Origin of the sequence: Anaerosolibacter carboniphilus (assembly GCF_014205875.1) — a bacterium.
Taxonomy (GTDB): domain Bacteria; phylum Bacillota; class Clostridia; order Peptostreptococcales; family Thermotaleaceae; genus Anaerosolibacter; species Anaerosolibacter carboniphilus.
This window is the reverse complement of sequence record NZ_JACHEN010000015.1, coordinates 99,788-120,593: the sequence shown is the minus strand read 5'-3', so window position 1 is coordinate 120,593 and position 20,806 is coordinate 99,788. Positions and strand designations below refer to the sequence as shown.

The window sequence follows — 20,806 nt, the reverse complement described above, 5'->3', positions numbered from 1 at the left end:
TGATCATAAGTTTTTTTCTTACCCATAAGGACACCTCCATCTTACTTTTATTATACTAGCTTTGATGTGTGTCCATCAAATTGGGTAAAGGTCATTTTATTATAAACTGTTGTAGTTAGTGAAGTGATTACTAAAAGGCTCCTTATACATCTTTTTAATATATCTTTCCTAAGTATTAATACTCCTCCTTTCATTGGTTCTTAATAATAAGACAATTAAATTGATAATTTGTTCCAAATTTGTTTATTCTAGAGTAAATCTATTTTGAAATATTTTACGCCTTTAGTAACAATACAGGACATAACTAAAAACTCCTGGATATCCAGGAGCTTGCTAATGTTACTTAATTACTTTTGTGTTGCATTAACGGTTTCGCATCTGCGATGTTCCTGAACCGGACCCTCAACGCCTTTTTCCTTGGCGCGCTTGCACCGGTGAAGGAATATGGTGAGCCGACCCTATAGGAATACCCTGCGAACCCTTGCGAAGATGCAATGTTATGTATAGTTGCCTATTCAACTCCAACGGCCTACCCTAACAACTTTTTTCTATGATTCAAATATTGCTAAAATAATTATATAATAAATGTTGCTTCTTTGATATTAATTTAGGTGACCCCGATTACTAATGATGTTAGAAACCTAATCAGTTAGACTGTTTTCAGTCTACTTATTTATATACTCCTCTATAATTCTCAGGTAATAATTCTGCTATTTTCTTCATTATATATTTTGTGGCAAAGTCTTCATAATCTTTTTTATCTTGCTCTTTTGCTCTCTTGGGAAATTCAAATTGTTTTCCAATTTTGATATGAACATCTGCATAATTAAAGGTTTCTGCACCCATATCTCCTTCTTTATTTATAGGTAACAGTTGTTCTGTCCCATATAATCCAATAGGTACAATAGGAGCTCCTGTCATTCTTGCTATAAGAAAGATTCCTTTCTTTGCTTCTATCAAACTACCAACTCTACTTCTAGTTCCTTCTGGGAAAATCAATAAACTTTCCCCTTGGTTAACAAGCTTAATAATTTTCTTAAGACCCTCTTTATCAGCAGTTTTAGGTTTTATATTTGTAGTCTTTATCACATTAACCCCTATACTTGTAACAGCATTATTTGACAGCTTTACACCTGCTACAAAAGTTGGATCAATCTCTTTTAAAGCCTTGTCTAAAACTAATCCATCAGAATTGCTTAAATGATTACATATAAAAATAGTTGGTGTTTTTATTCCCTTTAAGTTTTCACTTCCCTCTATGTTTATATTGGCATATTTTTTTAGGTATTTATCAACGACTTTTTTAGATATGTATGTGACAAATTTATCCGGTAAAATATTTATAATTTTTGCCGTTATAGTGGATATCATTTGCTTACTCCTCCTGAATGTTTCTATACTTGAAATTATGTATTGAAACACGTAAAATGTCTAACAGTAATTATTCCTACTAATTTAGGTGACTCCGATTTGCGAATGAATACAAGACTTAATTAGCTCCCAACTAAATAATATAGATCCAAGAAAACAGCTCTGAAATGAATAGGCAATTGTATATAACTTTCAGGCTTCCCGACATCACTGTGTCGCAAACACCACCTATACAAGATTATTATATATCTAAATGGTATTATCTTACATATAAATTTTCACCTAAGCAAGTATTCCCTAAAGAACAATTTAGAGTATATTTAGAATTCTTGAATATCCACTGAATCTTTCGACTATAAAGAGCCAGTTCTGCGTTCTGGTCTGGATCATGCTCTAAGGCATGATATTATTTATTAATTATATTCTATCTTGTCATCAAGAATAACGTCGTCATATTTTGTCATGAAAAATAAAAAAGTGCCTTAAGCACTAATTTTTAGGCTGACATATAAAACTCCTATCTGGCATTGGTTCTATGCAAATAGGAGTTCTATTTCACCTATTTATAAATTTCTTGCAGTGCTAAATTAATATAGAGAAACCAAATTATATGTGCTATTTCATTTAGCTCCTTGTTACAATAAAAGAATCGAGAAACCTACATATCTGAGATTTGTTATTTTACAACACTTAACCAGTTAATCCATATATCAATCTTATAGAGAGCAAATATTAAGGCAATGACTATAACAGTATTTGCTATTATCGAAGCTTTAAAATTGCTTTTACTTCCAATTTTCAAATAGGATAATATATTTATTTGAAGGGAAATATATCAATGGGTAAAAAATATATTGACGGAGGTATTTATATATGGGCATATTTGGAGGAATTTTTGGAAAAGGCGATGAAACTACTAATGATTCCGCAAAGCTTCGTCTCCGCAAAGAAGAGCTTGATATTGACAAAAGCAGAATTCAAAAAGGTGAAGTAGAGCTTAGCAAGGAAATTGTAGAAGAACAAAAAATCGTTGATGTTCCTGTAACACGTGAAGAAGTAGTAATTGAAAGAAGAACTCTAGACAATGAATTAAGTGATTCACCTATCACTGACGAAGAAACCATTCGAATTCCTGTCAGCGAAGAGAAGATTAATGTAGATAAACATACAGTAATAACAGGTGAAATTTCGGCTCACAAACGTGTCATAGAAGATACAGAGCATATAGAGGAAACCCTTAGACGAGAAGAAGCTCGCGTAAATAAAATCGGTAACCCTGATGTAGTTGATAATAGTACTACTCAAGATTAATAAATTAAGAAACACCTCCGAATCCTATTTATGATTCGTGAGGTGTTTTTCAAAATATGTGGAGGGCAAAAGTATGCTAAAAAACTCATCAGTTGCTCATCAAAGAACATATACTTTAAAAGATATAATTTCAGGGGTAATACTCGGAGGACTTGTAGGAATATTGGTTGGTTTCCTTCATAGTACCAGTATTTTGATTATCCCTGGGCTCAATACTGTATTTTCAGCAATTCCCGTAAATGAAATTATTTCAGGGGCCTTACTCGGCATCATACTTGGGGGTCTTATGGGAGGAGCTTGGATATTGTATTCCACAGAAAATATAAATGCTGAATATGTACCAGAAACAAGAACAACGAAACAAAGCATAAATGACGATAGTAAAAATGTGACTCTTCAAATTAAAGAAGAACAACTTGATATAGCAAAAAAGTGGGTAAAAACAGGAGATGTAAAGATTTATAAGGAGAATTTCACTGAAGAAAAAAGCTTTACTGTACCTGTTATGCACGAAGAGCTGATAATAGAGAAAAAAACTCTTGCTTCAGATCGGCCGGAACACAAAGATGCACCCACAGAAGTTATACGTATACCCCTTAGCGAAGAACAGGTTGAATTCACAAAATACAGAGTTACTTTAGAGGATGTATCCATATATAAACAGCATATAGAAGATATAAAACACATTGAAGCGACATTGAAGAGGGATGAGGCCAAAGTTAAAGTCTCCGGATCCCCACGTGTGAGAGATAAATCAAATAGCTCTAAAACAAAATAAAATGCAAAGCTGATTATAGGCATTTATTATTGCGGGTTATTTGTGACTATATCTCTGGGATGTCCGATAATTATGCTTTACAACAGTACGAATTACTATACGGTAGTAAACGTAGCTTTTCTTACTTTTAGAACACAGCTCATAGAGGAGTTCATAAATAATTATAAAAGTAGCTCTATTTATTTGAAAGCAATAGGTTCCATGGTTGGGAGTGTAAATAATTCTATAGGTTTGGATAGAAGGATCTCCAATCTGGCAGAACAGATTCATTAAATTGAAAAAGCAGGACACAAAAGCTCCTATCTGCAGTGGTTTCTATGCAGATAGGAGTTCTATTTTACTCGCCCACAAAATATTTAACAATTTCTCTTAGCACTATATCTCTAAAGCATCTAGTTAAGAAATTTATTCTAGTAACTTGTAAGCACATAGTCTATTCGTTTACACCCGATTGGAGCAGCAACAGAACTACACTTCGCTCGCAATAGATAGAATATGGTCTTATCTTTAATATCACTGTAGCCCTTACGATCATCCTAAAACCAAAAGTTAAAGATGTTCTTTAAACCACATTACTGCCCTTTCTAGCATTCCTGTAGTTATAAGGTGGTTTACATTAGCAACCTCAACAAGCTCAAACTTACTTGTATTTTGTTTATATAAAGGGAGCATCTTATTAAAGAAACCCCTTTGGCTATTAATTGGCAATGAAGTATCATCTGTACCATTTAACATTAAAATAGCTCTGTCTTTTATTTTGTCTTCATTATTCATAGGATCATAGTATTCTATCAATTCTCTATTACCTTGATTAATTGGTGGCAAATGGTTTACTTTAATTGCTTCTTGCCATGCAAAAGTTCCAATATATCCAACGAGGCATTTCAGATCAAGATTATAGACAAAAACACCTCCAGCTGTAATTGCACCCATAGAATCACCTATAATTCCAATCCTTGTAGAGTCAGCCTCATGATTGTTTATTATCTGTTCTATGAATTTTTTGGATTCCTTAACACTTTGAAGTATTATCTTCCACAAATATTTACCTAAGTTTTCTGGATCATCATGGTCTATAGGATCTTTATCCCCATGATGCAATGCATCAGGCACGAATACTTGATATCCATGACTAGCGATCACCAATGATTCAAACCTTTTAAAATCTTTATTTGAATGCCAACCATGATAATTAATAACAGTTGGCAACAAACCTTTGGAATTATTAGGCTTAAGTTTCAGACACGGAACTCCATTGATTTCTTCCCTTGTGGTCGTAATAAAACTGTTTTCATGCTTAAAAATTGACCATACCAAAATGTAATCCCCCCCTTCTTAGCAAGTATTTTTCACTTATAATACTCCAGTTTTCATCCCCTTATTTTCACTAATTTATAGTAGTACATTGTAAACGCCAACACTATATGTAAAATGGTATCTATAAACTACACTTACTTATGATATCGTTCATCGTATTGCTGTAAGTGCGATTTTCAATTTGGATAAGATTACTTTATTAGAACCCTCTCAACATATATCATCGAAATCATCATCTCGATATACCATTGCCCCTAGGACAAATCATCACCTGTCCCCTTGTCCCTCTGTGTTTTATATTTTACAATAATTTCTATCCTTTATATATTGCATCCAAAATAATTGGTAGACATTCTTATTCTATGATGTCTACCAATTCTATAGATATTATCATCTTTTTAAAGTTGAAAATTTTTTACATACTTTTTGTCATTACCATATTTCTATTTAATACTGGAATGTATTTGGACTTTTAAACCATTCTAGATAATTTGAAACATCGTCTGGTGAAAGCTTCCCACTTAACTTATAGAGTTCAAGTGCAAACTCCAAATAAGCCTCCGGCTTAGCAGAAACAACGTTTCTATCACTTTCGTACATCTCTCCTGTCATCCCCCCCAGAGGCAGGTAGAAAATCATATTTTTCTCCCTTCTCATAATAACTTGTATATTTACGGTTTTCAAGTATCCCTGCATAAGCAAGATAATCTACACCACCGCAAATTCCTCCAATAATTACACCTCTTTTTTCACAATCTCGAATTAGCTTGAAAATGTCATCCTTAAGAATAGGTTTACCTCCAGGAATAATTAATACATCAATCATTTCTGCCTTTACATCTTTTAATTGACAATCAATGATTATACGTCTTCCATCCATGCAATTAACAATCTCTTGATTACTAGCTATCGTAAATAAATTCTCTTTAGCAAATAGCATAGCAGGAATACATAGTTCTGTTTCATAATACCCATCGTACAAATAAATCGCTATATTCATTTTGCACACCTCCAGAACCATTATAATCCATAAACTCTGCCATATGATTGTCAGCGTTTCATTTATATTTTTCAATACCTTCTATAATTTTTTCTCTTAACTGGTTTATAAAAAATTTAGGCTTTTTTATAGTAACCTGTTTGATGTTACTAATGGTCAATGTTTCAAAATGTACAAGTTAGTCTTGAGAACTTTAGGATAAATGTTAATATATCCACCCATTCAGATTTTATTTTACTTGGTCTATATTCGTCTCTGCTAAAGTGCCTTAAGCACTGAATATTAATTCCAACTTTATGAAATTGATATGAGAAAACTCCTATCTGCAGTGGTTGCTATGCAGATAGGAGTTCTATTTTATTCGTCTACGAATTTCGGCAGTCTTATAATCGACTCTTAATCTCAGCAAAAGAGTTAGTTATTCTCTAGAATTGAATTTGGTATATAGTTCTTATAATAAAAATCCAGCAATTATAAAGATAATTGACGTTACAACTCCAAAAACAGAATACCAGTTGCTTTTAAGCGAAAAGTTATTTTTGAAGAATTTTGCATCAATAATATTAGATAATCTACTCAACCCTATAAGGGACCAGAGAATAATAAAATTTGATCCGCCCAATGAAATTTTATGAACAAAAAAATGAAAAATGCCTAACCCTGTTAATAAAATACTAATTATCCAACTTACTATATTGTTTATAGTTTGCAATGTAGATTTTGATATCATCCTCATTATCTTCTCCCCCTCATGATTCAGCTCTATATAGGCATCATTGATCTCATTCTGGGTGATCGTTAAACAACTTTAGTGATCATTAAGCTGCTGTAGCTTAATATCCCTATGATGATCGTTAATGCCACACAACTCTTCCAAGCCCTCTAGTACCACGAATTCTTCATTCAATTTCTATTTTAGCTTGTATGAGGCTGAAGCATTGTCGTATTCTGTCATCAAAATAAAAAAAGTACCTTAAGCATTAAATTCAAGCTATATGGAAAACTCCTATCTGCGGTGGTTTCTATGCAGATAGGAGTTCTATTTAACTTGCCACAAAATTATTTTAAAGTCTAAGAAATACACTCACTCACAAGGCCTAACTCATTTTTCCCTCTAGATTTTATAAATTATATCTTCATATCTAGGAAAACGCAGTGTTCATTCTCATTTCCCTCATGATGGATTAGGATGAAACATATAGCTATCTTCACTATTAGATATATTTATAGATTTTATGCAATTTCATATATAGTAAAAAATGGTATAATTGTTATGCTTCATATTTACCATTAAATGTAGGAGGCACTGAAAATGAAAATAAAAACCAGAATTTTTCTTATTTTTATAATCACTCTTCTATTTATAGTAGTATATTATACTCGCAGTGAATTTTATGGTGATCCCATAACTAAGTATCTTGCAACGTCAAGAATCAATAATTATATTAGTAACCAGTATCCTGGAAAACATCTCGAAATTGATAGTGTAAATTTTGAATTTAAATCTAAACTGTATGTAGCAAATATTTATTCACAGGGCAATGAGGATATAGGCTTTCAAATAGGAATAAAAAAAGGAGGTAGAAAGATTTTTTTTGATCAGTACATTGACAAATATGCTAAAGATCATGAATTAAGTGAAAGATTTGCTAATAGTTTAAGAACTAGCATAACTGAGGTCTTAAGTGAAAAGATACCACAATTATCTGAAGTTACTGTGGTTATATATATTGAAAAAGATAAATACCCAATAGATACCGAATATTCTTCTCAAGTAGATGAGCCCTATTCTGTCATCCTAAATTTTGAAGGAGAACAGATATTTAAACATGAGTTTGTTGAGCTTTGCTACACTGCAAAGGAAACCCTTAAAGAAAAGGGGTTTACTATAGATGAATATATATTTGATTACCGTGAACATAATAGTAAAGATAAAGGGGGATTAGGCTATAGTTTGGAATTAAGAAAGGACCAGTTGGCCTATTCAAAACAAGAAATGCTTTTAATAGAAAATCTTAATGTCTACGGAGATGAAGAAATTCAAAGGCAATATAATAATTAGAAGAAGCCTGTTTTACAACTGTTTGAGAGTGTAAATAATTCTATAGATTTGGATTTGAAGAGCTTATCATAACAAATTACTAGAGAATTGAAACAGCTCCTAGACACGTCTAGGAGCTGTTTGACTAAAATCCAATTTCTTGTGCATTTGAACCATCAAGCTTCACACGATGCAGCACTGAGTATATATTAGCACCATCAATTCTCTGCATTATCATATAGTAAATCCAATTATCTGTTATATCCTCAAGTCTACATGTCGCATCTACTACTAAAGTTTTATCTGACCCATCTTTCTTAACCTTATAAATAGCACCTCCATCATCCGATTTCTTGCTTTCATCGTACTGTGTATAATACACCCAATCTCCAGATACCCTAATGTCAAATGCATAAGTCTTGGTTATTATGGTTTTTTGTGAGCCATCTAATTTCATTTTGGCAATATCCCCATAAAATCTATTGTTAGAGGTGTCTATATAGTATATCCATTCTCCATCAACCTTGAATTCCCTTACACCATTTTCATTGATGATTTCTTTGCTAGTTCCATCAGTCTTTATTCTATAAATTTTAGAATTATGACTGCTACCAGTTGAGTAATATACCCAGTCACCTGCAACTGTAATATAGCTGCTATCATCATCACTTACCTTAGTTCTTTGAGTCCCATCAGTTTTGATTTTATATAGCTTATACTCATCGCTCCGATTACAATAATATATCCAGCCGTTATATACGCTAATATACTGAGCTTTATCATCACTTAGCTTTGTTAAATCAGTACCATCTGTCTTAATCTTATATAAGTTGCTATCCGCGCCATGTGGAAAGTAAATCCAGTCTCCTGCGACTACGATGCCTGAAGTTCGCTCATTCTTTAAGCTGGTTTTATCTGATCCATCATCCTTCATTTTATATAGCTTAAATGTAAATTTATCACGGGTTACATAGTATATCCATTCCCCTTGCTGTACAGCAAATCTGCCGTTCGTTATTTTATTTGTATTATTAGCAGCTGCTGAATTGTTGCTCTTTAAACTATTAGAATTATTGTTTTCACTAACTTGCCCAGTAAATAATGCAATAATCTCATCAATAACGGCTTTATCTTTCGTAGTATCTAAAATCTTATCTACATTACTAATAATAATTAATCCTCTATCATAGAACAATTGCTTTCCTAAAGCATTTGTTAGCGCTCTCAATGGAATAAAAGACCTATTGTTAATAGACTGCGCTGCTACTTCTAACGCTTCATTTTTACCATTAATATTTATAGACTTATTTCCTAGTTTTAGTTTGATTACTTTATCATCAGAGCTAACTGTAATGGTAGAAGTGCTTCCATCCCAATCTACTTTCGCACCTAAGGCTTCAGAAATGAATCTTACTGGCACCAAGGTTCTACTGTTAATCATAACCGGTTTTACTTCTGGATTTGTAGAATCAACATTTGCATCTTGTCCGTTTACTATAGCTTTTGAGCTTCCAAGAAATAATACTATCGCATCCTTCAACTTTTCCTCCACACCTAATGGTAGCTTCGCAGATGCAGCGTTAACATCAGTCACTGGCACAAATGATATTAATAGAGCTAGTGTTAACATTAAAGCTAAGTTTTGTTTTAAATTCTTCAAACTTTTGTCCTCCTTTAGTTGTAATTTATTTAAGTACCAATCTATATTCTATTGTTAATTCTATTTTCCTACACATCTTGGCATATTTATCTAGTTTGAGACTATGGACCTACATTTTGGATATAAGCTGATAGTTCTTTCTTTAAATAAACGTTAAATAAGTCCATATTGAAACTTGGAAAAATGTGTTATAATTACAACGTATGTTCTATTAGAAGATGCTACTATGATTGCAACAGAAAAACTAGAGAACATTATAACAAAATGTCATATAATTAAAAGCTTTTATCCCTTACCAGAGTCCACCCTTGGGTATTATTATGATGATGGAGACTATCATTGTATCTTGATCAATGAAAGTATTAAGCACGATGAAAGACTCTGTTTTGTCCCGCATGCACAAGGATTTATGCTGGCTGCTAGAATGAATTTAGAGGGATACGTAAATGTTCCATTTACCCTAGATATAGTTACAATTTCATCCTCAATGGGTTGCCGCAACACTTCCAATATATTCCTTTTTTAATTCAGGAAGTTCATCTAAAAAAGAACCCCATAATGGATAAGTAACACTTTTCCGGGCTTAGGCATTCTCCCTCCGCCAATCAAGGCTATGCTTGATACAGTTATATAATAGGCAGTGCTTATTTATAAATGGATTGCTAGTAATATCCATCATTTTCCTTTACTAGTCTTAAAATATTGCCATCTATAATAGCTATGTTCTCTTTTCAAATATCATATTATAATTGAGCAAGATTTAAAGGAGCAGTCCTCCACTCCTCTCCAATGTTATAAATCATACGTTTCTATTAGTTTCTCAAACCAGTACTGATCACTTAGTATTCTTCGGTCATCGTCTACCACCATAATATTTATACCCTGTATTGAGTTTAATCTTAGCTTTTTTTGATACTCTCTTTTTACTGATTCAATATTTTGTATAAGGTGTCTTGAATGATGCAGTATAACAATTTCTTTTCCTTCTTCTTCAATAAGGGAGCGGAAAATGCCATTAATATGTCCATCATCAGAATTAAAACCGTAGCCAATTACGCAAATTATGTCCGACTGTGAAAACTCATCGTATAAGTTTACATATCTCTTTGACATAGTTATTGAAGTAAGCGGTTTTATTCCACTTTGAGTAAATAAAAATGGGACAGTAATATGTGTATTATCCTGACTACTTACAATCTGGTTTAAGTATGGATCATACATATCATTAATACAGCCATTAAGAAAGTGTACCTCAGTTCCAATCACATCTTGGATAAATGTATTATAGTTCGTAGTCCCAACCGATTTTATGTCAAACACTCCTATTAGGGCAGCTACATCATGATAATAACCGGGCCCACTTAGACATCTCTCTCTGTGCTCATCTGCTATGCTTTGAATATATCGTTTTGCTGTATTTAAAAAGATTATTATCCTACAGAACTTGGCCCAATCTGTTTTAGGTGAATACACGTATCGCCAGTTATTATCTATCAATTCTTGATAATCTAATGCTTGGGAAAATATATCTTCCAAAATCATCTTACCAAATTCAATAATAACCGTTTTGGAATTAGTTGTATGATCTAGAGTAACTTCTTCAGAATCAATAATATATTCCAAACCACTAATACCTACTCTTTTATAATCTAATGAAAAAATTCCACCTATATCATCAAATACATCAATAGTATCGATATTTCTCTCAAAGATGCCTTCATTTAGGCATCTGATAAGATTTTCTCCACAAGAACCTATTAACAATTCCAGTATTGATTTAACTATTTTTTGCATATTCATTTTAAAACTATGCTCCATACCTTCTGTTTCCAGAACCTTTATAAAAGCTGAAAAATAATGACTACCAAATAGTCCATTGTGATCCCCCATCAAATTAGATAACCTAATATTGTGTGAATAGATAACTTGTCCTACTTCAATGCCTGTAACCTCTGCAAATTTTTCATTAATATCTATTGCCGAACTCCTCATTCTTTCAATTATTCTACCAACATTCTCATCGAAGTTATCTAAGTATTGTAATATTTTATACCCCTTATTCTCCAAGCTACCCTTAACTAAAGCTTCATAATGTGGCTTTCCGAATGATTGTATATTTTTCGTCCAAAAGCTCTCAGGCAACCAAGTGGTCGCATAAAAAGAAGTTTTATTTAAATTGTCTCTAATTTCTCTAAAGTTTTGCTTATCTGGGTTAGAATCCATTCTAAAAATATCTAGTGCAAATTTACCTCCAGACGGCAATCCATAAGAAAGCTCTGCTCCCGCACCAAAGAATAAAGATATTTTTCTTGGCATAATTACATCTCCCTCACCCTTTTTTAGTATTCCTCCATCTTGATTTTTATTCAAGCTTATGAATCCTAATAGGAACTCTCCCTTTAGAGTGTATTCCACTTTTTGCATTATTTCTGATTATATAATATCAATATAGAATTAAAATGTAAATATTCAGACAGTTTCCTTGTAAGGTGTCACAGCCAGAGCTTAAATTCCATATTGCATGTAATCTACTACGTGTTCTATTGAAATGAGTTCTGTCAGATAATCTTTCTATTCTAATATGAGCGCAGTAACCAATTGTTGCCAAGCTTAATATATTATAGTAGGTCCTGAAAATGATAGTGTAAGTAAGCCAAAACAGTTTGCATAAATACGATTTGCATGAATTGTACAATCTATTGCCGAAATAGCTTATAAATCAAGAAATGAAACGGGGTGCATAATATGAGCAAAGAAAAATATTTTCAGTCTCTTTCAAGTCAAGGCTCTAGACAAGACCCTTGTCGCAAGAACTGCTGCAAGAAATGCCCTCCAGGCCCCGCTGGTCCTCCAGGACCTCAAGGACCTCAAGGACCAGCAGGACCTCCAGGATTAAACAAATACGCGTATATATACAAAACTACTAGTCAAGAAGTAGCCAGTGGTTCCTATATTCTTTTCAATACAAATGGGCCTATATCTACAGATGTATATCAACATTCAACTACTACAGATACAGATCAAATCGTTATTCTACAGCCTGGTGTCTATGAATTAACATTCATAACCTTTCCTACCAATAACAACATGACAGTATCCGTATATTTAGAGAATCTTTCAATCCCAGGTGCCACCCATAGAGCAGAAGATAGCATCTTAACACTTCAAACAATTTTTACAGTCACGAATGCACCTGCAACCATTAGGATCAGAAATACAGGACCCGATACTGTTCTGTTGCCTGCATATACTACATCCGTGGGCAACATAACAGGCACAAATTCTTCAATAAAAATCATTAAGCTAAGCTAACATGTTGTGCTAGTTTGATTCAATTTGCAATAAGCTTACAAACTCTAGGCTTGTAAAACTAGCAAATAAAATCAACTAGCACAACCCATTAAATTATTTAAATGATTCGTTTAATATCCTGTAATATCCTGAACTTTTTTTGTTGTTTACATCTGAACTTTAGAGTAATTTTAAATACTATATTCATAATTTATCTAAATATGCACATGCTATGCTAGTAATATATCTATAGACGCGTATCTTAGAAATCGTAAAAGAATCATCGCTTAAACAGATAAAAAATGATATGCTAAAATTCTTATGTTTATCCTTATACGAAAATCTTCGTAAATTGATCGACATTTTTCTATCTCTTATTTGATAATACATCTCATTTGATACATCGGATGTTTTGCTGTTTCTTGTCGTTTTCTGTGTCATCTTCATTTTGATATTAATAATATTACAACGAAAGGAATATTGGATATGTTGGTTCGTCTTGGCTTTGTTGCACTCTCTCTATTACTCCATGATGCTTCACCTAATAAAACCCTTACTTATAAAAGCTACACCAACCTACCGGCAGATCCTGAAATTAGGTTGTATCGTTTACATTCCTTGGTGAGAAAAAATTTGAATAACACGAAAAGAATACTAATTCATGCTAATGCCCATGATATAAAAATTTATCGATTAACCTCCAAACTAATCCCATTAGCAACCCATCCCGATGTGATGCAATGGGATTATATAGCTGATTTTCATGATGAATTTCTTGATATTGGAGATTTTATCAAAAAAAATGGTATGCGTATCAGCGCACACCCAGACCATTTCACAATTCTAAATAGTCCTAAAAAAGAAATTCTTGCTTCCTCTATCAAAGACCTGGAGTATCATGGACGTATCATGGATGCCATGGGCCTTTCCACCAAAATGGGTAAATTGGTGCTACATATAGGCGGAGTCTATGATAGTAAGCTTAAGGCAATTGATCGATTTACTGAAAACTTTATGAATCTCCCCTTCCATATTCGGGATAGAATCATTTTAGAAAATGATGATAAGGTCTATACCGCCCGCGAAGTGTTAGATATATGTAAACAAATCGAAGCCCCCATGGTATTAGACATTCATCATCACTGGTGTAATAATAATGGAGAGCACATAGACGGTTTACTTGAGGATATTTTCAGTACTTGGAATAGGCAGGATTTACCGCCAAAGATTCATATATCAAGTCCTAAATGTGAGAAAAATGTACGAGCCCACGCTGACTATGTAGATATAAATTTCTTTTACAACTTTCTCAGGATCGCGAAAAAAACAAACCAAGATTTTGATGTTATGATCGAAGCCAAAAATAAAGACAAAGCGCTTTTGCAGCTTATGGCTGATTTAAAGAACTTTGAAAACATTCATTTCATTAGTGACGCTTCTTTCGAAATATGAAAATATTTTTTAATAGTAAAGGGTCATGAAAATCATTGCGTTTTCATGGCCCTTTACATAAGCTTCTTATCCACCAATAATAGGGTAGATTATTTTTATTTCATCTCCGTCTTGAATAGTTGTATCATTATATGCATCCTGTAAGATCATGTTGCCGTTAAGCATTATGGCAATCACTGGCAGGGATGTTTTAAATTGCGTTAAAATCGAATGTAATGGCATACATTGCATTTCTTTTCCATTTACACGAATCATTTATTCCACCCTACCTTTTAATCTTTCATTTTACCCATTTGCTTTACCTTCTCAGTGCATGCATTCATAGCTCGAATGACCGCTCCTCGGAAATTGCTTTTTTCTAAGGAATATACGGCTTCAATGGTTGCGCCGGCAGGCGAACACACCATATCTTTCAACTCTCCGGGATGCTTTTCTTTTTCCAGTACCATTTTAGCTGCCCCTAATACAGCTTGAGCTGCATATTTGTAAGCCTTTTCTCGGGACAAACCTTGGAGTACCCCACCGTCGGCCAGGGCTTCAATAAATATATAGACATAGGCTGGACTGCTTCCACTGATGGCAGGTATACTATCCATTAAACTTTCATCGATAACATCTACCCTTCCAATGCTCTCAAACAAGTTTAAAACCGCTTCTAAATCCTCTTGACTAAGGTGATCATTTTTTGTAACTGCAGTCATACCTGCACCCACCAGCACAGGTGTATTAGGCATCGTTCTAACAATCTTGGTTGGTTCATCAAAGAATTGCTCAATATATTTTATTTCGATCCCAGCAGCTAATGAGACAATAACATGCTTAGATGTAACTATATCTTTAATCTCATTCAATACTTCCTCGTATTTTACAGGTTTAACGGCTAAAACAATAATTTCACAGTTTTTAACCAAATCACGGTTATTTACTGCTAGAGAAACATCAAATTCTTTACAAAAAATTTCTGCTTTTTCAACTGTTCTACTGCTTACATATATATTCTGTTTATCATCGGGATAACTGTTTACTAGCCCGCTAACGATTGCATAAGTCATATTCCCTGCACCTATAAACCCAATTTTGCTGTTCATTTTACCACCTCAATATTATTATTCATTCTAAAGAAATCGATTCTTTTTGTTGTCTTGTCTATGGTGCTTCAAAAAGGGTCGCTTTCTCTGTTCCATCCAATAATTTCAATAAAATATTTTCTTTGCTTCCATTTGTTAAAATCATCGGTATCCCATAGTTATTTACTTTTCTGGCAGCCTCGATTTTTGTTGCGATTCCACCCGTTCCGAAAGAGTTTGATTCTCCAATCGTGATGTTTTCCAGTAATTCATCTATATCAGCTACTTCCTCAATTAGTGAAGCGCCCTGGTAAATTTTAGGATTTTTATCATAGATACCATCTACGTCGCTAAACAGGATCAGTACATCTGCATTCCAAAGATTTGCAGTCAATGCAGCCAATGTATCATTGTCACCAATTTTGATCTCTTCTACACTGACCGTATCATTTTCATTAATAATAGGGATTACGCCTTCATCAACTAAGGTAAATAACGTATTTCTAATATTCAGTGTTCTATTTCTATCAAAGAAATCGTCCCTTGTTAAAAGCATTTGTGCGATATGAATGTGATTCTCCCAAAAAGCTTTTCTATAGGCATCCATGAGCTCAACTTGACCAATGGCACAAAGAGCCTGTTTATAATGAATATCCTCTTTTCTCATCCATTTATCGATGGTAGCAACACCTGCAATCCTAGCACCAGATGACACAATCACAATTTGCTTTCCTTCACGAATCAGATGACATACTTGAGCACACAGTTTCTTTAGGAAATCTTTATTTATTGTTCCATTTTCGTTTGCTAATGTATTACTTCCAATCTTAATAACTATTTTCTTACTTTTAGACATAATTTCACTAATCATATGACCCCTCTATTCTCGAATTTGTCCATTTCCTATAATCGTATATTTTGAACTTACAAGCTCGCTTAGTCCAATAGGACCTCTTGCATGGATTTTTTGTGTGCTAATTCCCATTTCTCCTCCATAGCCAAACTGGCCACCATCTGTAAACCTGGTTGAAGCATTTACATATACTGCTGCTGCATCTACTTGTCGACTAAACAGATTTGCATTTGTCATATTCTCTGTTAAGATAGACTCGGAATGTTTCGTACCATATTTTCGAATGTGGGCAATTGCTTCCTGAACATCCTCAACAATTTTCACTGCAAGTATATAATCAAGAAACTCCTCCTGCCAATCTTGCTCCGTTGCATTGCTTGCTGGTATAATGCTTTGTGTTTCATCACATCCACGAATTTCTACCCGATTCCTTAGGCGATCATACAACTTTGGTAAGAACTCCTTTGCTATGTTTTTGTGAACCAGCACAGTTTCACAAGCGTTGCACACACCCGGCCGTTGAACTTTTGCATTTTCAACAATATCTAGCGCCATTGAAAATTGAGCTGTTTCATCAACAAATATATGGCAATTACCAACCCCTGTTTCGATGGTAGGCACAGTGGCATTTTTAACAACGAATTCAATTAAGTCCTTTCCACCCCGAGGAATAATTAAGTCGATATATTCATTTAAGGTTAACATCTCTTTTACGATAGCACGATCTGGATTATCAATGAATTCAATGACGCTTTCGGATATCAAGCTTTTTTTCAACCCTTCTTTTACAGCATATACCAAAGCTCTATTTGAATGAATCGAGGATGCGCTACCTCGTAATAGTATACTGTTCCCACTTTTTAGTGCCAATGAAAAAGCATCAATCGTAACATTCGGTCGTGATTCATAAATAATTCCTATCACACCCAATGGTACTGTCATTTTACTAATCGTCAACCCATTCTCCAGTGTCCACACGTCATTACTTCTCCATATGGGGTCCTTTAACTCGATGATTGTATGGATTCCGTCTACCATATCATCGATTCGTTTTGAATCCAATTTTAATCGATCAATTAAGCTCTCTTTCATATTTTCTTCTTTTGCATTCACAATATCTTTTGCATTTTCTTCCAATATAAAATTTTTATGTTCTGTTAAGCTATCAGCGACTTTCTTCAACGCCTCATTTTTCGCCTTTGTATTTATGATTGCTAATTCTTGTGCCGCTTCATGTAATCTTTTACATTTATCCACTAAATATGTCATCTTCATTCACTCCTCTATACTAATATTCTTTGATTGAAATTAACATAATATTATTATGTCTACTTTCTTCTTTCGCTAATGTAAAAAAAAATAAAAAAATCCCGTCCCAAAAGGGACGAGATATAACCCGCGGTACCACCCTAGTTAGCCAAACGGCTCCCTTAAGCAATCGTAACGTGATTTAAACGTAATGATTTGTTCATCATTATACTCCGGAGTGGGTTCTAAAAGTTAGTCTGCAAGGTTCTCATCGTTTCCATGCTCTCTGTGAAACATCACTTTTTTACTATTCTCCATCACTGTATTTTTGTATTTATATTTATCCCTGATTATACATAAGCTTTTTCTTTATGTCAATATGTTTTTTGAGGAATCTATCTTATTAAATTTCTTTTTATCCGTTGCTGAAATAAACAATATTAAAAGGATAGAGCTAATTTAGCCCTACCCTTTCGATATAGACGGGAATAATTCTTTATCCTCCAGCCAACAAATGTATAACTTTTACATCATCCCCATCATAGATAGACGTTGACCTATACTGCTCCTTTAGAATAAGTTTTTCATTTATTCTTACGATGATTTTTGGATAGGTATATCGTTTCTTTTCCAACAGTTTTTCTACGGTTAATCCATCTTCCCATTCAAAATCTCTGCCATTCACCTTTATCATCAGATATACCTCCTCCCTATAGACAGTATTTTATAAATATGGTTTTACGACACCTACTATCTCTGGGAAATCTATCCCCAACTTTTGTAGTGTATCTAGCTTTGGAATTCCATTATTATTCCATCCTCTTCTCGCATAAACGGCATCAACTAATTTTTCATATTGATCCTCCCTATACTTTCTTAACACATCCAATTTTTCTTCTGTCTTTTTTCCCTCAGGATTATAGCCTAACAGTTCTCTTAACTGTTGATCATATCGCTCTTGTCTGGATTCATATTCTTCCACCGTTACAGGACCAGCTGAACGGTAAGGGATTTTGTCATTCTCACGCTTGCCATAACCCATTCTAATATTAAATACTCTTTGGAAATTATATACTCTCTCTGATTGAAGAATCAACTCTTCCTTATCAATAGACTTTCCTGTTACACCGTTGAACAGATCCACATAATTCTGCACATGCTCAGGAATTTTTGCTGGTTCTGATGCAGATGAATTACTCTCTGGAATGATATCATTCCATGGTAGCTTGCATAGTCCATTGAGTCCAAACCATGTTCTAAACATAGGGAAATAATGTAATGCTTCCGCTTTATCCTCAAATGTTGGAATCTGATTGTTTACCATATCCATAAAGATAAGCCATGCTTCATCATGCTGTGGTCCCTTATTGGTTAAACCATAGCCGCCCTGTTGCGCCAATGATTCCTTAGGAAGGTATTCAGAATACTCCAAGCCCTTTTGCTCCATGCCAATATCTTGAAGGAATTTAGGATCTGCACCATATTTTTCTACAAAGAGTTTTTTCATCTTTCTAACTCCTTGGCCAGCAACCAAGCCAAACCCTTCTCCTCTTGACATCTGATGTAGGAGTTCTATTGCCGCTTCAGCATTCCCAAAGTTCAACTCTAGGCCGCCGGTGATCTCTTTATTGATAATACCATTTTCATAACACTCCATGGCAAAGGCTGTAATTGTACCAAAGGAAATTGTATCAATCCCATAGGTATCACAATAAAAATTACTCTCCAATATATATTGTGGATCGAAAATGCCGCAATTGGCACCTAGGCCTGCTGCATTTTCATACTCTGGCCCATCTACTGTTACAAGATGTCCTTTGTATGGACCCGTTTTTATTTCAAAATTGTCGGCTGCCTTGGCACAAGATAATGAACAACCATACCAGCACCCATCAGGTTTTCCCTGAGTAATATATTTATCAATAAAAACATTGGATGCAATCTTATATGTATCGGAGTGACTTCCAAATTTATAGTTGTGTACTGGAAGTAAATCATATTCATCCATAACCTCTATAATATTTGCAGTACCAATTTGCCTCATTCTATTCTGCACTGCGTCAAATTTACAGATTTCCTTGTGCAACCTAATTCCTGCTTTATTAATACTCGAAATATCACTAGGATGATTCAAATCTCCTTTCACACCTCTAAATCTGACTACAATAGCCTTAATACGCTTATCCTTAAATACAGTGCCAATACCTCCTCTTCCCGCTTGCTTTAATCGCACGACCTTTCTCCGTACATCATAGAAAGTAAAGTTCAATAAGCCAATTAACGTATGTTCCCCGGCAGATCCAGCGGTTACAACAGAGATATTTCTTTTATCTTCTTCAGAATCTGCATACATTTCTGTTAACATTTCCCCTAGAATGTGTCCATCCTTTTCAGGAATGGGAGTTTCTTCAATTCGAATCGTTCCCTCATTTCCATCTATAAAGATAATAACATCTTTATCAGCTTTTCCTTGAACCTCCAAAGCATCCCAGCCTGAAAACTTAAGCAATGGTCCAAAGTATCCTCCCACATTACTGTCAATGACAAGACCAGTTAATGGAGATATTGTTACAACCAGTGATTTTCCTGATCCAGGATATTGAGTAATTCCCCCCAATGGTCCACTAGAGATAACAATTTCATTTTCTGGATCGTTCCATTTTGTCTCTGGCTTTACAGCATTCCAAAGATACCATAAACCAAAACCCTTTCCCCCAGTAAATTTTTCTTTCATCATATCTGTCACAGGCTTTGACTCAATTCTATTATCAGATAAATTAATATATAATGATCTATTGGTATAGCCTTTTTCAGCTTGACCTAGCTCATATCGAAATTCAGTCAGTGGTTTATGCTCTTTTCGTAATTCTTTTACATCCATGTGCTTTCGTCCCCCTTTACAATATGTGATTATTGTTCTCCGGCAGTTGCGGTTTCCCCCATAGCTTCTATTTCTAATTCGTCTACATTCTCAATAAAGATTGCTCCCGTCGGGCAATTTTTCGCACATAAGCCACAGGCTACACATTTAAAAGGTTCAATGAAATCATCATGTTGTCTCATTGCTTCCTCTGGACAGAATCCTACGCACATGAAGCATCCTACACAATCTTGTTTTTTGATTCTAACTACTCGATTTTTATCTCTATAGAGAGCCTCCACTTGGCATATTTCAATACATTCCCCACATTGATTACATATATTGATGCCATATCCTCCCTGTGATTTCATATTGATGTAAATACTAGACTTCTCCTTCAGTGACTCCTTGAAATATACACTTGAACAGATTTCCTCACACTTATTACATCCAATACATAATTCTTCTTTTTTGCCTAGTCTCTTCAATATTTTTCACCTCCACATTTGCTTAATATTGTAGTATTTTATTCAAAATATTGTAGTATTTTATTCAAA

General features: G+C 34.1%; 22 protein-coding genes and 1 other annotated feature. Of the genes, 7 read left to right on the top strand and 15 right to left on the bottom strand.

What is annotated here, in order from left to right:
- Positions 1 to 669 precede the first annotated feature (669 nt).
- The gene (locus HNQ80_RS13040) at positions 670 to 1,371 is read right to left on the bottom strand and encodes a lysophospholipid acyltransferase family protein (protein ID WP_184311098.1); all 702 of its coding nucleotides are present in this window, start codon (positions 1,369 to 1,371) and stop codon (positions 670 to 672) included.
- An 873-nt stretch (positions 1,372 to 2,244) separates the two neighbouring features.
- Between HNQ80_RS13040 and HNQ80_RS13035 the strand changes: the two genes are divergently transcribed.
- The 3 genes from HNQ80_RS13035 (at position 2,245) to HNQ80_RS26680 (ending at position 3,591) form a co-directional block, all read left to right on the top strand.
- The gene (locus tag HNQ80_RS13035; RefSeq protein WP_184311097.1) at positions 2,245 to 2,682 is read left to right on the top strand and encodes a YsnF/AvaK domain-containing protein; all 438 of its coding nucleotides are present in this window, start codon (positions 2,245 to 2,247) and stop codon (positions 2,680 to 2,682) included.
- Between the two features lie 73 nt (positions 2,683 to 2,755).
- A complete protein-coding gene (locus HNQ80_RS13030; RefSeq protein ID WP_243183229.1) occupies positions 2,756 to 3,460 on the top strand; it encodes a YsnF/AvaK domain-containing protein in 705 nt (234 codons plus the stop codon).
- Between the two features lie 29 nt (positions 3,461 to 3,489).
- Entirely contained in the window at positions 3,490 to 3,591 is a 102-nt protein-coding gene (locus HNQ80_RS26680) for a hypothetical protein (RefSeq protein ID WP_184311096.1), read from the top strand.
- Between the two features lie 418 nt (positions 3,592 to 4,009).
- On the opposite strand, the gene HNQ80_RS13020 is transcribed toward HNQ80_RS26680, so the two are convergent.
- The 4 genes from HNQ80_RS13020 to HNQ80_RS13005 all read right to left on the bottom strand — a co-directional run bounded on the left by HNQ80_RS13020 (position 4,010) and on the right by HNQ80_RS13005 (position 6,513).
- Entirely contained in the window at positions 4,010 to 4,777 is a 768-nt protein-coding gene (locus HNQ80_RS13020; protein ID WP_184311095.1) for an alpha/beta hydrolase family protein, read from the bottom strand.
- Positions 4,778 to 5,224: 447 nt separating this feature from the next.
- A complete protein-coding gene (locus tag HNQ80_RS13015; protein WP_207727000.1) occupies positions 5,225 to 5,389 on the bottom strand; it encodes a hypothetical protein in 165 nt (54 codons plus the stop codon).
- Entirely contained in the window at positions 5,364 to 5,777 is a 414-nt protein-coding gene (locus HNQ80_RS13010) for a DJ-1/PfpI family protein (protein WP_184311093.1), read from the bottom strand. Before HNQ80_RS13010 ends, HNQ80_RS13015 begins: the two co-directional genes overlap by 26 nt.
- A gap of 451 nt (positions 5,778 to 6,228) precedes the next feature.
- Positions 6,229 to 6,513, bottom strand: a complete 285-nt coding sequence (locus HNQ80_RS13005; RefSeq protein WP_184311092.1) for a hypothetical protein — start codon at positions 6,511 to 6,513, stop codon at positions 6,229 to 6,231.
- 576 nt (positions 6,514 to 7,089) lie between these two features.
- On the opposite strand from HNQ80_RS13005, the gene HNQ80_RS13000 reads away from it, so the two are divergent.
- On the top strand, positions 7,090 to 7,839 hold the full coding sequence (locus HNQ80_RS13000; RefSeq protein ID WP_184311091.1) for a YfjL-like protein: 750 nt from the start codon (positions 7,090 to 7,092) through the stop codon (positions 7,837 to 7,839).
- Between the two features lie 124 nt (positions 7,840 to 7,963).
- On the opposite strand, the gene HNQ80_RS12995 is transcribed toward HNQ80_RS13000, so the two are convergent.
- Positions 7,964 to 9,478 carry a DUF5050 domain-containing protein gene (locus HNQ80_RS12995; RefSeq protein WP_184311090.1) on the bottom strand — a complete coding sequence of 505 codons (1,515 nt, stop codon included), beginning with the start codon at positions 9,476 to 9,478 and terminating at the stop codon, positions 7,964 to 7,966.
- Between the two features lie 226 nt (positions 9,479 to 9,704).
- Here HNQ80_RS12995 and HNQ80_RS26780 point away from each other — a divergent pair, with 226 nt between their 5' ends.
- The gene (locus HNQ80_RS26780) at positions 9,705 to 10,004 is read left to right on the top strand and encodes a hypothetical protein (RefSeq protein ID WP_330602865.1); all 300 of its coding nucleotides are present in this window, start codon (positions 9,705 to 9,707) and stop codon (positions 10,002 to 10,004) included.
- Between the two features lie 14 nt (positions 10,005 to 10,018).
- Here the strand turns inward: HNQ80_RS26780 and HNQ80_RS26775 are convergent, their stop codons facing one another.
- Both HNQ80_RS26775 and HNQ80_RS12980 read right to left on the bottom strand, forming a co-directional pair.
- Positions 10,019 to 10,108 carry an ATP-binding protein gene (locus HNQ80_RS26775; RefSeq protein WP_456298211.1) on the bottom strand — a complete coding sequence of 30 codons (90 nt, stop codon included), beginning with the start codon at positions 10,106 to 10,108 and terminating at the stop codon, positions 10,019 to 10,021.
- Positions 10,109 to 10,270: 162 nt separating this feature from the next.
- Positions 10,271 to 11,848: a hypothetical protein gene (locus HNQ80_RS12980; protein ID WP_243183227.1), complete on the bottom strand. Its 1,578-nt coding sequence runs from the start codon at positions 11,846 to 11,848 to the stop codon at positions 10,271 to 10,273.
- A 375-nt stretch (positions 11,849 to 12,223) separates the two neighbouring features.
- Here HNQ80_RS12980 and HNQ80_RS12975 point away from each other — a divergent pair, with 375 nt between their 5' ends.
- Both HNQ80_RS12975 and uvsE read left to right on the top strand, forming a co-directional pair.
- Positions 12,224 to 12,790: a hypothetical protein gene (locus tag HNQ80_RS12975; RefSeq protein ID WP_184311089.1), complete on the top strand. Its 567-nt coding sequence runs from the start codon at positions 12,224 to 12,226 to the stop codon at positions 12,788 to 12,790.
- Between the two features lie 465 nt (positions 12,791 to 13,255).
- A complete protein-coding gene (uvsE, locus tag HNQ80_RS12970; RefSeq protein ID WP_184311088.1) occupies positions 13,256 to 14,221 on the top strand; it encodes a UV DNA damage repair endonuclease UvsE in 966 nt (321 codons plus the stop codon).
- A gap of 66 nt (positions 14,222 to 14,287) precedes the next feature.
- Here uvsE and thiS (HNQ80_RS12965) read toward each other — a convergent pair whose 3' ends face one another.
- The 7 genes from thiS (HNQ80_RS12965) to HNQ80_RS12935 all read right to left on the bottom strand — a co-directional run bounded on the left by thiS (HNQ80_RS12965) (position 14,288) and on the right by HNQ80_RS12935 (position 20,737).
- Entirely contained in the window at positions 14,288 to 14,476 is a 189-nt protein-coding gene (gene thiS / locus HNQ80_RS12965) for a sulfur carrier protein ThiS (RefSeq protein WP_184311087.1), read from the bottom strand.
- A 17-nt stretch (positions 14,477 to 14,493) separates the two neighbouring features.
- A complete protein-coding gene (proC, locus tag HNQ80_RS12960) occupies positions 14,494 to 15,309 on the bottom strand; it encodes a pyrroline-5-carboxylate reductase (protein ID WP_184311086.1) in 816 nt (271 codons plus the stop codon).
- A 58-nt stretch (positions 15,310 to 15,367) separates the two neighbouring features.
- Positions 15,368 to 16,144 carry a glutamate 5-kinase gene (gene proB, locus HNQ80_RS12955; protein WP_330602864.1) on the bottom strand — a complete coding sequence of 259 codons (777 nt, stop codon included), beginning with the start codon at positions 16,142 to 16,144 and terminating at the stop codon, positions 15,368 to 15,370.
- A 24-nt stretch (positions 16,145 to 16,168) separates the two neighbouring features.
- Complete coding sequence (locus HNQ80_RS12950; RefSeq protein WP_184311084.1) at positions 16,169 to 17,410, bottom strand: glutamate-5-semialdehyde dehydrogenase; 1,242 nt, start codon at positions 17,408 to 17,410, stop codon at positions 16,169 to 16,171.
- A 108-nt stretch (positions 17,411 to 17,518) separates the two neighbouring features.
- Positions 17,519 to 17,719, bottom strand: a binding site (T-box leader).
- Between the two features lie 166 nt (positions 17,720 to 17,885).
- A complete protein-coding gene (thiS, locus tag HNQ80_RS12945) occupies positions 17,886 to 18,083 on the bottom strand; it encodes a sulfur carrier protein ThiS (protein ID WP_184311083.1) in 198 nt (65 codons plus the stop codon).
- A 30-nt stretch (positions 18,084 to 18,113) separates the two neighbouring features.
- Positions 18,114 to 20,270 carry an aldehyde ferredoxin oxidoreductase family protein gene (locus HNQ80_RS12940; RefSeq protein ID WP_184311082.1) on the bottom strand — a complete coding sequence of 719 codons (2,157 nt, stop codon included), beginning with the start codon at positions 20,268 to 20,270 and terminating at the stop codon, positions 18,114 to 18,116.
- 29 nt (positions 20,271 to 20,299) lie between these two features.
- Positions 20,300 to 20,737 carry a 4Fe-4S dicluster domain-containing protein gene (locus HNQ80_RS12935; RefSeq protein WP_184311081.1) on the bottom strand — a complete coding sequence of 146 codons (438 nt, stop codon included), beginning with the start codon at positions 20,735 to 20,737 and terminating at the stop codon, positions 20,300 to 20,302.
- Positions 20,738 to 20,806 lie beyond the last annotated feature (69 nt).

Bases quoted from the DNA above. Each gene is read 5' to 3' on its own strand.
- HNQ80_RS12940 (WP_184311082.1), bottom strand. From the start codon at position 20,270: ATGGATGTAAAAGAATTACGAAAAGAGCATAAACCACTGACTGAATTT.
- HNQ80_RS13000 (WP_184311091.1), top strand. From the start codon at position 7,090: ATGAAAATAAAAACCAGAATTTTTCTTATTTTTATAATCACTCTTCTA.
- thiS (WP_184311083.1), bottom strand. From the start codon at position 18,083: ATGATAAAGGTGAATGGCAGAGATTTTGAATGGGAAGATGGATTAACC.
- HNQ80_RS13035 (WP_184311097.1), top strand. From the start codon at position 2,245: ATGGGCATATTTGGAGGAATTTTTGGAAAAGGCGATGAAACTACTAAT.
- HNQ80_RS13005 (WP_184311092.1), bottom strand. From the start codon at position 6,513: ATGAGGATGATATCAAAATCTACATTGCAAACTATAAACAATATAGTA.
- thiS (WP_184311087.1), bottom strand. From the start codon at position 14,476: ATGATTCGTGTAAATGGAAAAGAAATGCAATGTATGCCATTACATTCG.
- HNQ80_RS13015 (WP_207727000.1), bottom strand. From the start codon at position 5,389: ATGACAGGAGAGATGTACGAAAGTGATAGAAACGTTGTTTCTGCTAAG.
- HNQ80_RS12975 (WP_184311089.1), top strand. From the start codon at position 12,224: ATGAGCAAAGAAAAATATTTTCAGTCTCTTTCAAGTCAAGGCTCTAGA.
- proB (WP_330602864.1), bottom strand. From the start codon at position 16,144: ATGTCTAAAAGTAAGAAAATAGTTATTAAGATTGGAAGTAATACATTA.
- HNQ80_RS26780 (WP_330602865.1), top strand. From the start codon at position 9,705: ATGATTGCAACAGAAAAACTAGAGAACATTATAACAAAATGTCATATA.
- HNQ80_RS12950 (WP_184311084.1), bottom strand. From the start codon at position 17,410: ATGACATATTTAGTGGATAAATGTAAAAGATTACATGAAGCGGCACAA.
- HNQ80_RS13030 (WP_243183229.1), top strand. From the start codon at position 2,756: ATGCTAAAAAACTCATCAGTTGCTCATCAAAGAACATATACTTTAAAA.
- uvsE (WP_184311088.1), top strand. From the start codon at position 13,256: ATGTTGGTTCGTCTTGGCTTTGTTGCACTCTCTCTATTACTCCATGAT.
- HNQ80_RS13010 (WP_184311093.1), bottom strand. From the start codon at position 5,777: ATGAATATAGCGATTTATTTGTACGATGGGTATTATGAAACAGAACTA.
- proC (WP_184311086.1), bottom strand. From the start codon at position 15,309: ATGAACAGCAAAATTGGGTTTATAGGTGCAGGGAATATGACTTATGCA.
- HNQ80_RS13040 (WP_184311098.1), bottom strand. From the start codon at position 1,371: ATGATATCCACTATAACGGCAAAAATTATAAATATTTTACCGGATAAA.